This window comes from Streptomyces sp. NPDC019224, assembly GCF_040632605.1.
Classification (GTDB): domain Bacteria; phylum Actinomycetota; class Actinomycetes; order Streptomycetales; family Streptomycetaceae; genus Streptomyces.
Genome location: NZ_JBEYCF010000024.1, coordinates 1 through 13092, shown reverse-complemented (window position 1 = coordinate 13092; position 13092 = coordinate 1). Strand labels below are relative to the sequence as shown.

Below are 13092 nucleotides of genomic sequence, written 5' to 3'. Positions count from 1 at the left end.
AAGTGGTGCGCACCGCGGACGCCCCCGCTCCACCCCCCTCGCACGGTCCCCCGTCCGCGCCCCCCACGCACCCCCGGAGTCGCCTCATGATTTCGCGCCGGAAGTTCCTCACGGGCGGGGCCGCCGCCACCGCCACCGCACTGACCTACCCCCTCTGGGGCAGCGCCCTGAGCCCCACCGCCTCGGCGGCCGCCGCCACCTGCGAACTGGCCCTGGAGAACCGCTCGCTGCCCGGCCGCGTCAACGCCTATGTCACCGGCCACGAACAGGGCACCGGCCGCTGGGTCCTGCTGCGCGCCGACGGCAGCGTCTACAGCCCCGACTCCCCCGCCGCCCCGCAGACCCCGCTGCCGGTCGACTGCGCCATCCCGCTGAACGGGGCGGGCGGAGCGCCCGTCGTCCTGACGCTGCCTCAGATGTACGGCGCCCGGGTCTACTTCGTGCGCGACGACACCCTGGACTTCTACGTCAACCCGGGCCCCGCCCTCGTCGAGCCGGCCTTCGCCACCGCCGCGGACCCGAACTACGGGCGCACCTGGTCGTTCTGCGAGTTCACGTTCAACCCGCAGCAGCTGTACGCCAACATCAGCTACGTCGACCTGGTGACGGCGCTGCCGATCGGCCTGACCCTGGAGGGCGACTCCACGCACACCGTCGCCCCGCTCCCCGACGGCGCCGTGCAGCGGATCGCCGACGGCCTCATCGCCCAGGCGGCGGCCGACGGCCAACCCTGGGACAAGCTGGTGACCCGTGGCGCGAACGGCAGCGTGCTGCGGGTCATCTCGCCGCAGAACCTGATGGCGCCCTACTTCGACCGGCCCGACCAGATGCCGTTCCGCGACCTGTTCACGGCGCAGATCGACCAGGTCTGGGAGAAGTACCGCTCGACGGACCTGCGCATCGACCTCCAGGGCGGACGCGGAGTGCGCACCGGCCGGGTCAGCGGCGACACCCTGGTGTTCGAGGGCGGGCACACGTTCACCAAGCCGGTCTCCAAGGACATCTTCACCTGCAACCACGGGCCGTTCACCAACAACCCGGCGGACAACGACGACAAGAAGGCCCTGCTGGCCCGGCTCGCGGCCGGCTTCAACCGCTCGATCATGCTCAGCCACCCCGACCAGCCCAACGGCACCTCGGTGGCCGACTACTACCAGGGCGCGGTGACCAACCACTGGTCCCGGATCGTCCACGCCAACAGCCCGATCGGCTACGCCTTCCCGTACGACGACGTACGCCCGGACGGGCAGCCGGACGTCTCGGGCGCCGCGAACGACGGCAACCCGAGGCGGTTCACGGTGAGCGTCGGTTCCTGACCTCACCCCCACAGACCGGGAGGACCCCCGTCCGGGCGGGACGGGGGTCCTCCCCTGTGTCCGGGCCGCCCGGCGCGGTGGGGTGTCAGACGGGGCAGCTCGCCACGAGTTCCCGCCGGGCCCGGGCCGCGGCGCCGACCGGTACGGCGTCGGCGCCCAGGCCGGACCTGACCAGCCGGACGGGGTGACCGCTGACCGGCGGTTCGTCGGCCAGCGCCGCGAGAACGACCGGGTTCAGCAGCGGCCAGGCGTGGCTGACCCCGCCGCCCACGACCACCGTCGTGATGTCGACGACGCCCGCCGTCATCACGATCGCCCGTGCGATGCCGGCACCGGCGGCCCGGTACACCGCGAGGGCGTCCTCGTCACCGCGGCCCGCCGCCTCCGCGACCTCACGGGCGGTCAGCCGGCGGCCGGTGCGCTCCGCGTAGCGGGCGCCGATGGAGCGGCCGGAGGCCAGGGTCTCCAGATGGCCCCGCCCGCCGCACGAGCAGAGCAGGTCGCCGAAGCCGGGGATGTGCCCGATCTCGCCGGCCGCGCCGTGCGGGCCGGTGAACAGTTCGCCACCGCTCCACAGCGCGCCGCCGACACCGGTGCCGAGGGTGATCCCGAGTACGTCCGGCTCGCCCCGGACCGCGCCGCCCGAGGTCTCCCCGTAGAGGAAGGCGTTGACGTCGTTGTCCAGGAAGGCCGGGACTCCCAGCGCGTCCTGGACGGCGTCCGTCACCCCGAATCCGGCCCAGCCGGTGAAGGAGTCGCTGGCCACCAGGATGCGACCGGTGGCGGAGTCCACGACGCCGGCGGCGCCGACCCCGCAGCCGACGAGCCGGCCGGGGGTGCGCTCCAGCAGCGGGGCCAGCGTGTCCAGGGCCGCGCGGATCATGGCCGGGCCGCCCTGAGCCGCCGGGGTCGCCGTCCCGGCGCGGTCCAGGACGGTCAGGTCGTCGTCGCACAGGACCACCTGCGTGGTGGTGCCGCCGATGTCCACGCCCGCGAAGAGCCTGCGGTCGTACGGGTTCATGCCTGGACCTCCGTCCGGCCGGCCGTGAGGGCGGCCAGGCGCTCGGCCCTGCGACCGCGCTGGATCACCGGGTCCGGCACCGGTACGGCGGCCAGCAGGCCGCGTGTGTAGTCGGTCTCCGGGTACAGGAGGGTCTTCCCGGTGGGGCCCTGCTCCTGGATGCGGCCGCCCCGCAGCACCACGACGCGCTGCGCGAAGTGCTGGACCACGGCCAGGTCGTGGGAGACGAACAGGCAGGCGAAGCCCAGCTCGTCCTGGAGCTCGGAGATCACTTCGAGCACCGCCTGCTGCACGCTCACGTCCAGGGCGCTGGTGGGTTCGTCGGCGACCAGCAGCCGGGGCTCCAGGACCAGCGCACGGGCCAGGCTCACCCGCTGGCGCTGACCGCCGGACAGCTCCCGGGGCGCCCGGTCGGCGACTTCGCGCGGCAGCCGGACGCGGTCGAGGATGGCGGCCACCTTGCTCCTGCGGTCCTTGGCGGTCAGACCCCGGTGGTGGACCCTGAGCGGCTCGGCGACGCACTCGCCGACCGTCATCCGGGCGTCCAGCGAGGCGACCGGGTCCTGGAGGACCACGCCGATGCCCGCCCGCAGGGCCCGGCGGGCCCGGGAGCGGGTGCGCGCCAGGTCGGTGCCGAACAGGGAGACCGTGCCGGAGCTCGGCGCGATCAGGCCGAGTGCGACCCGGGAAGCGGTGGACTTGCCGGAACCCGACTCGCCCACCAGGGCCAGGGTCTGGCCGGCGTGCACGGCGAGGGAGACGCCGTCCAGGGCCCGCACGGCGTTCTTGCCGCGGCCGAAGACCACGGAGACGTCGCGGAGTTCCGCCACCGGCTCGGTGTCCGGGTCCGCGGCAAAGGCGGCCTCGACCGCCTGGCCCGCCTCGGCCACGGACAGTCTCGGCACGGCGGCCAGCAGGCGGCGGGTGTAGTCGTGGGAGGGGCGCAGGAGCACGTCCTCGACCGGTCCGGACTCCACGATCTCGCCGTGGTACATCACGGCGACCCGGTCGGCGAAGTCGGCGACGACGCCCATGTTGTGGGTGACCAGCAGGACGCCGGTGCCCGTCTCTGCGGCGAGCCGGCGCAGCAGGTCGAGGATCTCGGCCTGCACCGTGACGTCCAGCGCGGTGGTCGGTTCGTCGGCGATCAGCAGAGCGGGGTTGTTGGCGATGGCCATGGCGATGACCACGCGCTGGCGCTGCCCGCCGGAGAGCTGGAAGGGGTAGGCCGTGGCCCGCTTCTCCGGTTCGGGAATGCCGACCTTGCGGAGGAGCTCGACGGCCTCGGCGGCGGCGTCCTTGGCGGACGTCTCGCGGTGGTTGCGGATCACCTCGGCGATCTGCCGGCCGACCCGGGTCAGCGGATCGAGCGCGGTGGCCGGTTCCTGGAACACCATGGAGACCGTCCGGCCGCGCAGGGCCACGAGCTCGCTCTCGCGGGCGCCCACGACCTGGGTGCCCGCGATGACGGCGCTGCCGGTGGCCCGGGCGTTGCCGGTCAGCAGGCCCATCGCGGCCAGCGCGATGGTGGACTTGCCCGAGCCCGACTCGCCGACGAGGGCGAGCGTCTCGCCGGGCCGGACGTGCAGGGAGACGCCCCGGACGGCCGGCACCTCACCGGTCTCGGTGGTGAAGACGACGCCGAGGTCGTCGAGTTCGAGAATCGGCCCGGCCGGCGGTGCGGCGGGACCCTGGGTGACGGTCATCCGCGTCCCCTCACGTCGAATGCGTCGCGGAGCCCGTCCCCGATCGCGTTGAACGCCCACACCACCAGGATGATGGCCAGGCCGGGCGGAATGATGAGCCACCAGTAGCCGGAGTAGGCCGCGGTGAGACCGGCCGAGAGCATGCCGCCCCAGTCGGTGGCCGGCGGCTGGACGCCCAGGCCCAGGTAGGAGACGTAGGCGACGAGCAGGATGGCGTCGGCGATCTGGAAGGTGGCCGCGACGATGATGGTCGAGACCGAGTTCGGCAGGATGTGCCGGATGATCGCCCGGCTGTGCGTCCCGCCGATCGCCCGGAGCGTCAGTATGTAGTCGCGGTTCTTCAGGCTCAGCGTCTCCGCCCTGATCAGCCGGGACGGCACCAGCCAGGACACGAAGCCGAGGATGACGATCAGGCCGGTCAGGTCCGGGGTGGTGATGGCCGAGACCACCAGCAGGATGAAGAGGGCCGGGATGGCGATCCCCGCGTCCACGATCCGCATCATGACCGCGTCCACCCAGCCGCCCGCGTAGCCGGCGACGGCGCCCCACAGGGTGCCGATGACGGTGGCCAGGACGCCTGCGGCGAGACCGACGATCAGCGACACCTTGCCGCCGTACATGAGCCGGCCCAGTACGTCGTGGCCGACCGCGTCGGTGCCCAGCCAGTGCGAGCCGCTGGGCGCGAGGTTGACCTGCTGGAGCATCGTGTGGGTCTGGTCGGTGGAGTACACCAGCGGACCGGCGAAGCAGAACAGGACGAAGAAGGCCACGACGCCGAGCCCGACGACGGCGAGCCGGTTGCGGCAGAAGCGCCGCACGGCGAGGCGGGAGCCGGACGCCGTGACGGCGGCGGCCGTGCCGGGCACCTGGCCCGGCTGGATGACGGCACTCATGCCCGGCCTGCCTTCACTCGGGGGTCGATGACGCGCTGGACGATGTCGGCGAGGAGCGTGCCGGTCACCGTGGCGACCGCGATGACGAGCACGCAGCCCAGGAGCACCGGGTAGTCGGAGGACTGCGCGGCGGTCCAGAAGAGCAGCCCCATGCCGGGGTAGTTGAAGAGCTGCTCGACCACCAGCGCACCGCCGAACAGCACCGGCACGTAGTACCCGAGCATGGCGACCACCGGGGTCAGCGAGTTGCGGAACACATGCCGCCACAGGATGGCGCGGGAGCGGGAGCCGCCGGCCCGCGCCGTCCTGACGTAGTCCTCGGAGAGGTTCTCCAGGGTGGCCGCCCGCATGTAGCGGCTGAACACCGCGATCATGGAGGCGCCGCCCGCGATCACCGGCAGCACCAGCGCCTGCGGTTCGGAGATCACCTGGGCGAGCGTGTCGCCCTGCGGTGCCTGGGCGGGGAACCACGGCAGCGTCTGGCTGAACACCAGCACCAGGATCAGCCCGAGGAAGTACACGGGCGTGGAGTAGGCGATGAAGCTCAGCGTGGTGATGACGTAGTCCGCGGGCTTGTTGCGCCGCATGGCCTGCCACATGCCCAGCGGGATCGCCAGCGCCAGGCCGACGATCGCCGACAGGACGGTGAGCAGCAGCGTCTTCGGCAGCCGTTCGGTGATGAGCTGGGACACCGGCTCGTTGAGCGTGTACGAGGTCCCGAGGTCACCGTGCAACAGCTGGTTCAGGTAGTAGAAGTACTGCACGGGCAGCGGCTTGTCGAGGCCCTGGTCGTGGTTGAAGGACGCGATCTGCTGCGCGGTGGCCTGCGGGCCGAGGATCCCGCGTGCGGGACCCCCGGGCAGGGCGTGCAGCAGACCGAAGACCACGATCGTCACGATGACGATCACCACGACGGCCTGGAGGACCCGCCTGATGAGGTACGAGGAAGTGCTCATGTGTTTTCCGGTCGCTTCGGCTCAGTGATGCGCGTGGTCGGCGACCGGGCTCACTTGTTGGTCCACTTCCACATGGCGGGGTGGAAGTTGGCGAGGGAGTCCTGGGCGAAGCCGCCGAGGCCCTTCTTGACCACGGAGACCTGGTAGTCGGGCTCCGGCAGCCAGACGACCGGGAGGTCCTTGGCCAGGGCGGCGCTGTACTCCTGCATGGCGGCGTCGGAGGAGTCGGTGGTGGTCCTGCTGACCACCTTGTCCACCGCGGGGTTGGAGTAGCTGCCGAAGTTGGAGCCGCCGCCGGTGGCGAAGAGCGAGTCACCGCTCGGGTAGGCCGGGAAGTACCAGCTGCCCGCGCTGCCGAAGAAGGACAGCTGCCACTTGCAGCCGGGCGCGTCGGCGCTGCACTCACCGGCCTGCGAGAGAACCGAGTTGACCGGGGCGGTCTTGATGCCGAAGCCGATGCCGGACTTGGCGAAGGAGGACTGGAGCGCGCTCATCAGGTTGTCGGTCACGGTCGAGCCGGACTGCGACAGCACCTGCATCTGGAACTTCGTGCCCTTGTCCACGCCGGCGCCGCACTGGTCGTCGCCGTTGCCCGGCTCCGTGCAGACCATGGTGCCGTTCTGCTCGGTCCAGCCGTGGTCGGTGAGCAGCTTCCTCGCCTTGGCGGTGGAGAAGGGGTACGGGTTGCTCTTCTGCTCCGCGGAGATGAAGGTGGAGGCCTGGCCCTGCGGGACGGGCCCGTAGGTCGGGACGGCGGTGCCGTTGAAGATCACCTCGGACAGGGTCTTCTGGTCCACCGACATCTGGATCGCCTGGCGGGCGTAGAGCTGCTTGAAGACGGGGCCCATGGTGGGGTTGTTGAAGTTGTAGGGCATGTACGTGATCGCCCAGCCGGCCCACGGCTTGAGGGTGTAGCCCTTGGCCGTGAAGGACGACTCCTGGCTGAGGTTGGTGGCGTTGATGTAGCCGTAGTCGACCGTGCCCGCCCGGAGCGCGTTCTCCTCGGCGTCCGCGGTGGTGAACGGGAGCAGGTTCACCGTCTTGATGTTGGCCTTGCCGCCGCCGTCGTACTTGGCGTTGGCCACCAGCTGCACCTTGCCGGCCGTGGAGAACGACTTGATGGTGTAGGGGCCGCTGACCGTCTTCCAGAGCGGGTCGGTGGCGTAACCGGAGATCTTCTTGGCGGCCGTGTTGAGGTACGTCCAGACCTTCTTGGCGCCCTCGGTGGTGAGGTCGAGGTCCGACACCTTGCCCGCGTCGCTGGTCTTGTCCCAGACGTGCTGCGGCATCGGGCGGATCATGCTCAGCTCGTTGGCGAGCATCCACTGGGTGTTGTACGCCTTGTCGAACGTGATGGTGAAGTGCGTGTCGTCCACGATCTTCAGCGCGGTCCAGTTGTCCGGCGCCTTGCCCGGGCTGTAGCTGGCCCAGTCCTCCCTGTTCGCCTTGACCAGGTTGAACCAGAACTGCACGTCGCGCGAGGTGATCTTCTCGCCGTCGCTCCAGTGCCGGTCGCCGAGGGTGATCGTGACGCTCTTGCTGTCCTCGGCGAAGTCGGCGGCGGTGGCCAGCGAGTTGCCCTTGTTCCAGCCGACCTTGCCGGTGGAACCGTCGTACGCGATCAGCGGCTCCCAGAGGGACTGGGATATCGAGGAGTTGTTGGTGTTGAGGTGGGCGGCGGTGCCGACCGGAAGGATCCAGTTCGGCGTGAAGTTCGCCGGCAGCGCGTAGTTGATGCTGTCCGAGGAGCCGGAGCCGGACGAGGTCGTGCCGCCGCCGGAACAGCCGGACAGCAGAACGGCCGCGGTGGTGGCAGCGCCCGCGGCAAGGGCCCAGCGACGGTTCTTCACCGTGCGGGTAAGGATCATGACACTCCTCGGATCGAAAGGGCCCGCAGCCGCTCGGGGGGTCGGCGCTGCGTTCACGACAGCTAACGCCTCAGCCGTCGAAGAAACAAACAAGAATTAATAACAAGTAAGTTACTGCACATTCGACGAAAGTCCTCTCGCCCCTTTTCTCCGGACAGCTTGGGGTGATTTGGCCCGACATGGCCGATTTCAAGGGCGGCGAACTTCCTTCGCGACACTGTTCCCCTGTGCGAAGTGCAGGCGTATCGTCTCCGCCACACACCCGTTGCGGAAGTAACTTTGTACATGACTGGAATAAGCGCGTGGGACCGCAAGGCCACGAAGGGGACCCCGTCCCTCGCCGTGCGCGTCCTGGAACTCATCGCATCGGGCCAGGCGACGTCGCGGGCCGAACTCGCCGAGCGTCTCGGGGCCGCCGCCTCCACCGTCTCCCTCGCCGTGGGGCACCTGGTGGATCGCGGGCTGGTCGCCGAGGAGGGCACCCAGTCCTCCACCGGCGGCCGCCCCCGCAAGGCGCTGAGGATCGGGAGCCGGGACGACTTCGCCGTCGCCGCCGACCTCGGAGGCCGGCACGCCAGGATCGGCGTGGTGCTCCCGGGCGGCGGCCTGACCGACGTCTCGACCGTCCCCTTCCTGATCGCGGACGGGCCCGAGGCCGCCCTGCCCCGGCTGGCCGAGGCCCTGGAAGCGCTGGCCGGACAGCGTGAACCCGGCCGTCTGCGCGGGGTCGGGCTCTCCCTGCCCGGACCCGTGGACCTCGCCTCGGGGTCGGTCGTCCGGCCGTCGCGGATGCCCGGCTGGAACCGTTTCCCGGTCGCCGCCTGGATGGAGGAGCGCTTCGGCGTCCCGGCGGCCGTGGACAACGACGCCAACTGCATGGCGGTCGGTGAACACACCGTCCGGGCCGACGGGCCCGCTCAGACGATCATGGTGAAGATCGGGTCCGCGATCGGCGCCGGAGTGATCGCCCAGGGGCGCCTCTACCGCGGCGCGACCGGGGCCGCCGGCGACATCACCCACATCCGGATCGACGCCGGTGCCGGCATCCCCTGTTCCTGCGGGAACACCGGCTGTCTGGAAACCGTGGCGTCCGGGGCCGCACTGGTCCGCATCCTGCGCGAGCGGGGAGCGGATGTGAGCAGCCCCGAGGACGTGGCCCGGCTGGCCCTCGACGGCGATCCGCTGGCCACCCGCACGGTCCGCAGGGCCGGCGACTACCTGGGTCAGGTGCTGGCCGCCAACGTCAACTTCTTCAATCCGGACGCCGTCTACCTCGGCGGCATCCTCTCCACCCTGGAACAGTTCGTCGCCGCTGTGCGCAGCCGGCTCTACGAGAGCTGCCACCCGCTCGTCACCGAGCACCTCACCATCGAGCGGACGAGACTCGGTGCCGACGCCGGTCTGGTCGGCGCCGGGCAGTTCGCCCTGCAGCACGCCCTGGCCCACGCCCTGCACGAGGTGGGCGGAACCGGCCGGTTCGGCTCACTCGCCCCCCGTCACCTCTGACGCCACACCCCTACGAGGAGCCATGTCGCAATCCCGCACCGCAGCATCCCGCCCGGTCATCGCCATCGCAGGGCTCGGCATCGAGTCCTCCACCTTCTCCCCCGCCCGGACCCGGGCCGCCGCCTTCCACCCCTCGCGCGGCGCCGAGGTGCTGGACCGCTACCCGTTCCTGGCCCCCGGTGAGGAGCTGCGCGAGGCGGCCGACTGGCACGGCGCGCTGGTCGGCAAGTCGCTGCCGGGCGGCACCGTCACCGCCGCCGCCTGGCAGGAGCTGACCGACGAGCTGATCGAACGGCTCGCCGCACTGCCCCGCCCGGACGGCCTCTGGTACGACATCCACGGCGCGATGACCGTGGAGGGCATCGACGACGCCGAGGTGGTCCTGCTCGACCGCATCCGCGCCACCGTCGGTCCCGACGTCGTCATCTCGACCTCGATGGACCTGCACGGCAACGTCTCCCGCGAACTCGTCCACGGCAGCGACCTGATCACCTGTTACCGGATGGCCCCCCACGAGGACCACATGGAGACCAAGGAGCGGGCCGTCCGCAACCTGGTGGAGCTGCTGGCCTCCGGGGCACCGCGTCCGGTCAAGGCGTGGGTGCCGGTGCCGGTGCTGCTGGCCGGCGAGCAGACCTCCACCCGGATCGAACCGGCGAAGAGCGTGTACGCGGCGGTGGACGAGGTCGAGGCCGTGGACGGCGTGACCGACGCCGCCATCTGGGTCGGCTACGCGTGGGCCGACGAACCCCGCAACCGCGCCGCCGTGGTGGTCACCGGCCCCGACCGGGCCGCCGTCTCGGCGGGTGCGGAGCGTCTGGCCGAGGGGTTCTGGAAGGCCCGCCACGACTTCGAGTTCGTCGCCCCGACCGGCACCTTCGACGGCATCCTGGACGAGGCCCTGGCATCCGACCGGCTCCCCTACTTCATCAGCGACACCGGGGACAACCCGACCGCGGGCGGTGCCGGTGACGTGACCTGGGGGCTGACCCGGCTGCTGGCCCGCCCGGAGTTCCGGCAGGAGGACGGCCCGACCGTCATCTACGCCTCGGTGCCGGGTCCGGACGCCGTGGCGACGGCCGTCGCCGCCGGTGTCGGCGCCACCGTCACGGTCACCGCCGGGGCGGAGGTGGACGACCGGCACGCGGGCCCGGTCACCCTGACCGGCACGGTGCACTCCGTCCGGCACGGCGACCGGGACGCCCGGACCGAGGTCGTGATCCGGGTGGGCAGCGTGTACGCGATCCTCACGGAGCTCCGCAAGCCCTACCACCACGAGCACGACTTCACCGACCTCGGCCTCGACCCGCGGGGCGCCGACATCGTGATCGTGAAGATCGGGTACCTGGAGCCCGAACTCTTCGACATGTCGGTCGGCTGGAAGATGGCGCTCACCCCCGGCGGTGTGGACCAGGACCTGGAGCGTCTGGGCCACCACCGCATCCGCCGCCCGATGTTCCCGTTCGACCGCGAGATGGCCGACCCGGACCTGTCGGCCCGCGTCATCCCCGCCTCCGACCAGCCGCTGACCGGGGACGACGAGTGACCGCCCGTCCCGCCCTGGAGATCGCCGTCACCTCACCGGCGGGCGCCCGCGCCGCCCGGGAGAACGGAGCCGACCGGGTCGAGCTCTGCACCGCGCTGGAGCTGGGCGGCGTGACCCCGTCGGCGGCGCTGGTCGAGGCGGTCGCGGCGGAGGGGCTGCCGGTGCAGGTCCTCGTCAGGTGCCGGCCCGGCGACTTCGTCCACGACGCGGACGAGGTCGCCCTCATGGTCGCCGAGGTGCGGTCCGTGATCGCTTCCGGCGCCGCCGGGGTGGTCGTCGGCGCGCTCACCGCCGACGGCGCCCTGGACACCGGCGCGGTCGCCCGGCTCGCCGAGGCGGCCCGCACCGCGGACCGCCCGGTGGACGTGACCCTGCACCGCGCCATCGACCAGTCCGCCGACCCGGTGGCCGCCGCCGCGCTGCTGCCCTCCCTCGGTCTGACCCGGGTCCTCACCTCGGGCGGCGCTCCCGCCGCGGCCGAGGGGCTGGCGGCGATCACCGCGATGGTCGCCGCCGCTCCGGGGGTGGAGGTGATGGCCGGCGGCGGCGTGCGCCTCGCCGACATCCCGGCGCTGGCCGCGGCCGGGGTCGCCGCCGTCCACCTCTCCGCCAAGGTCCGCGCCCCGCGCCGGCCCGGCAGCGTCTGGGTACCGCTCGGCGCGGGCGGTGCGTCGGCCGAGCAGGACACCCACTTCGTCACCGACCCGGGAGTCGTCGCCGCGGCGCGACGTGCTCTGGACGCGACGGACTGACCGCCGCCCCCGCCCCCGCATGACGGCGCCCCCGCCCATCGGCGGGGGCGCCGTCATGCGTGGGAGCGAAGGCCGTCAGCAGCCGCCGCAGTTGTAGTAGGTCACGTCCCAGTGGTTGCCCTCGTCGGCGTAGACGTTGCCGGAGCCGGACTTGTACTGGGGCGCGCCGTCACCGCGCACGCCGATGTAACTGAACACGTTGTGCACGTAGTTGGTGAGACAGGTGGACTTGCTGAAGTCGAGCTTGTAGCCGTTCCAGTGCGAGTACGTGCCGCCGGCGTGCCCGGTCTCGGTGCCGCCGGTGATGTTCAGGGCGCAGCCCGTGGCGCTCTTGAGGGTCTGGGCGCCCTGGGCGGTCGGCAGGTTGAGCTGGTCGAACGAGGTGCAGGTGGAGACGTTGCGGTCGGAGCAGCCGCCCGAGGACGACCAGGTGATGCCGGACGCGCGGAAGCGGGCGGTCGCCTGGCTGTGGGTGAGCTTGGTGACGGCGTACGCCTCGGTCGTCCCGCCGACGACACCGATACCGGGGGCGAAGAGGACGCCGAGGACGAGGGCGAGGGCGGTCAGGACGGGGCGCAGCGTCATCCGGGAGACGTGGGGCGCATGGAACACCATGAGAGACTCCTCCTGTGCATGACAAAGGGGCAGGAGAGATGGTGCCCGAGTTCTACGCGCGTCGCCAGAGGGCGGGCGTAACGACCGCGTGAACACATGGCGCCCGCCGCAACGATCCGCGTCACAGATGTTGAACTTTGAACAAGATGGGTCTACAGTAAATCTCGTTGAACGTTAAACAACAGGCCGAGCCCGCTCGGCCCCGTCCCCGAGGAGGAGCCATGGCTCTGTTCAACCGCAAGAACGGCACCGCCGCCGCCACGACCACCGTCGCCGTCGACCCCGCCCTGGCCGCCCTCACGGGCGACTACACGATCGACCCGGCGCACAGCAGCATCGGCTTCACCGTCCGTCACGCCATGGTCACCAACGTCCGGGGCTCCTTCGCCAACCACGAGGGCTTCCTGAAGCTGGACGGCAGCGACCCGGCCAACTCCACGGCCTCGATCGACGTGAAGATCGCCAGCGTGGACACGGGCATCAAGGACCGCGACGGCCACCTGGTGAGCGGCGACTTCTTCGACGCCGAGAAGTTCCCCCTGATGACGTTCCGCTCGACCTCCGCCGAACAGCTCGGTGGCGACACGTACCGCGTCACCGGCGACCTCACCATCAAGGACGTGACCCGCCCGCTCTCCATCGACCTGGAGTTCAACGGCTCCGCCACCGACGTCTACGGCAACGAGCGCGTCGGCTTCGAGGGCAGCGCCGAGATCCTGCGCTCCGACTGGGGCCTGACCTGGAACGCGGCGCTGGAGACCGGCGGCGTGATGGTCAGCGACAAGGTGAAGCTGAACTTCGACATCTCCGCGATCAAGGCCGCCCCGCAGGCGTGATCCTCCCCGAGCGCCCGTACAGCGAAGCAGCCATAGCCGCCTCTCCCGGGGCGGCACCGAAGGACTCCCTCTCCGGC

Annotated in this window: 11 protein-coding genes; 5 read left to right on the top strand and 6 right to left on the bottom strand. The window is 71.3% G+C overall.

Features of this window, described 5'->3' with window-relative positions:
- Positions 1-86 precede the first annotated feature (86 nt).
- On the top strand, positions 87-1316 hold the full coding sequence (locus ABZ564_RS17310) for a glycoside hydrolase family 64 protein (RefSeq protein WP_360856565.1): 1230 nt from the start codon (positions 87-89) through the stop codon (positions 1314-1316).
- A gap of 85 nt (positions 1317-1401) precedes the next feature.
- Here the strand turns inward: ABZ564_RS17310 and ABZ564_RS17305 are convergent, their stop codons facing one another.
- The 5 genes from ABZ564_RS17305 to ABZ564_RS17285 are packed head-to-tail and all read right to left on the bottom strand — an operon-like array spanning position 1402 to position 7760.
- The gene (locus ABZ564_RS17305; protein WP_360856562.1) at positions 1402-2337 is read right to left on the bottom strand and encodes an ROK family protein; all 936 of its coding nucleotides are present in this window, start codon (positions 2335-2337) and stop codon (positions 1402-1404) included.
- Positions 2334-4043, bottom strand: a complete 1710-nt coding sequence (locus ABZ564_RS17300; protein WP_360856559.1) for an ABC transporter ATP-binding protein — start codon at positions 4041-4043, stop codon at positions 2334-2336. The genes ABZ564_RS17305 and ABZ564_RS17300 overlap by 4 nt, the downstream gene beginning before the upstream one ends.
- Complete coding sequence (locus tag ABZ564_RS17295) at positions 4040-4936, bottom strand: ABC transporter permease (RefSeq protein WP_360856556.1); 897 nt, start codon at positions 4934-4936, stop codon at positions 4040-4042. The genes ABZ564_RS17300 and ABZ564_RS17295 overlap by 4 nt, the downstream gene beginning before the upstream one ends.
- Complete coding sequence (locus ABZ564_RS17290) at positions 4933-5892, bottom strand: ABC transporter permease (RefSeq protein ID WP_360856553.1); 960 nt, start codon at positions 5890-5892, stop codon at positions 4933-4935. The genes ABZ564_RS17295 and ABZ564_RS17290 overlap by 4 nt, the downstream gene beginning before the upstream one ends.
- 50 nt (positions 5893-5942) lie before the next feature.
- Positions 5943-7760, bottom strand: coding sequence for a peptide ABC transporter substrate-binding protein (locus ABZ564_RS17285; protein ID WP_360856550.1), 1818 nt, complete (start codon positions 7758-7760; stop codon positions 5943-5945).
- 285 nt (positions 7761-8045) lie between these two features.
- Here ABZ564_RS17285 and ABZ564_RS17280 point away from each other — a divergent pair, with 285 nt between their 5' ends.
- Genes ABZ564_RS17280 through ABZ564_RS17270 form a run of 3 tightly spaced genes read left to right on the top strand, consistent with a single transcriptional unit; the run spans position 8046 to position 11564 of the window.
- Positions 8046-9266 (top strand): ROK family protein, encoded by a 1221-nt coding sequence (locus ABZ564_RS17280; protein ID WP_360856548.1) that lies wholly within the window; start codon positions 8046-8048, stop codon positions 9264-9266.
- A 22-nt stretch (positions 9267-9288) separates the two neighbouring features.
- Entirely contained in the window at positions 9289-10812 is a 1524-nt protein-coding gene (locus ABZ564_RS17275) for a M81 family metallopeptidase (RefSeq protein ID WP_360856545.1), read from the top strand.
- Complete coding sequence (locus tag ABZ564_RS17270) at positions 10809-11564, top strand: copper homeostasis protein CutC (RefSeq protein WP_360856542.1); 756 nt, start codon at positions 10809-10811, stop codon at positions 11562-11564. The genes ABZ564_RS17275 and ABZ564_RS17270 overlap by 4 nt, the downstream gene beginning before the upstream one ends.
- 75 nt (positions 11565-11639) lie before the next feature.
- Here the strand turns inward: ABZ564_RS17270 and ABZ564_RS17265 are convergent, their stop codons facing one another.
- Positions 11640-12179, bottom strand: coding sequence for a hypothetical protein (locus ABZ564_RS17265; RefSeq protein ID WP_360856539.1), 540 nt, complete (start codon positions 12177-12179; stop codon positions 11640-11642).
- 221 nt (positions 12180-12400) lie between these two features.
- Here ABZ564_RS17265 and ABZ564_RS17260 point away from each other — a divergent pair, with 221 nt between their 5' ends.
- Positions 12401-13015, top strand: a complete 615-nt coding sequence (locus ABZ564_RS17260) for a YceI family protein (RefSeq protein ID WP_360856537.1) — start codon at positions 12401-12403, stop codon at positions 13013-13015.
- The last annotated feature ends 77 nt before the right edge of the window (positions 13016-13092 follow it).

Bases quoted from the DNA above. Each gene is read 5' to 3' on its own strand.
- ABZ564_RS17280 (WP_360856548.1), top strand. From the start codon at position 8,046: ATGACTGGAATAAGCGCGTGGGACCGCAAGGCCACGAAGGGGACCCCG.
- ABZ564_RS17265 (WP_360856539.1), bottom strand. From the start codon at position 12,179: ATGGTGTTCCATGCGCCCCACGTCTCCCGGATGACGCTGCGCCCCGTC.
- ABZ564_RS17300 (WP_360856559.1), bottom strand. From the start codon at position 4,043: ATGACCGTCACCCAGGGTCCCGCCGCACCGCCGGCCGGGCCGATTCTC.
- ABZ564_RS17295 (WP_360856556.1), bottom strand. From the start codon at position 4,936: ATGAGTGCCGTCATCCAGCCGGGCCAGGTGCCCGGCACGGCCGCCGCC.
- ABZ564_RS17275 (WP_360856545.1), top strand. From the start codon at position 9,289: ATGTCGCAATCCCGCACCGCAGCATCCCGCCCGGTCATCGCCATCGCA.
- ABZ564_RS17310 (WP_360856565.1), top strand. From the start codon at position 87: ATGATTTCGCGCCGGAAGTTCCTCACGGGCGGGGCCGCCGCCACCGCC.
- ABZ564_RS17290 (WP_360856553.1), bottom strand. From the start codon at position 5,892: ATGAGCACTTCCTCGTACCTCATCAGGCGGGTCCTCCAGGCCGTCGTG.
- ABZ564_RS17260 (WP_360856537.1), top strand. From the start codon at position 12,401: ATGGCTCTGTTCAACCGCAAGAACGGCACCGCCGCCGCCACGACCACC.
- ABZ564_RS17285 (WP_360856550.1), bottom strand. From the start codon at position 7,760: ATGATCCTTACCCGCACGGTGAAGAACCGTCGCTGGGCCCTTGCCGCG.
- ABZ564_RS17305 (WP_360856562.1), bottom strand. From the start codon at position 2,337: ATGAACCCGTACGACCGCAGGCTCTTCGCGGGCGTGGACATCGGCGGC.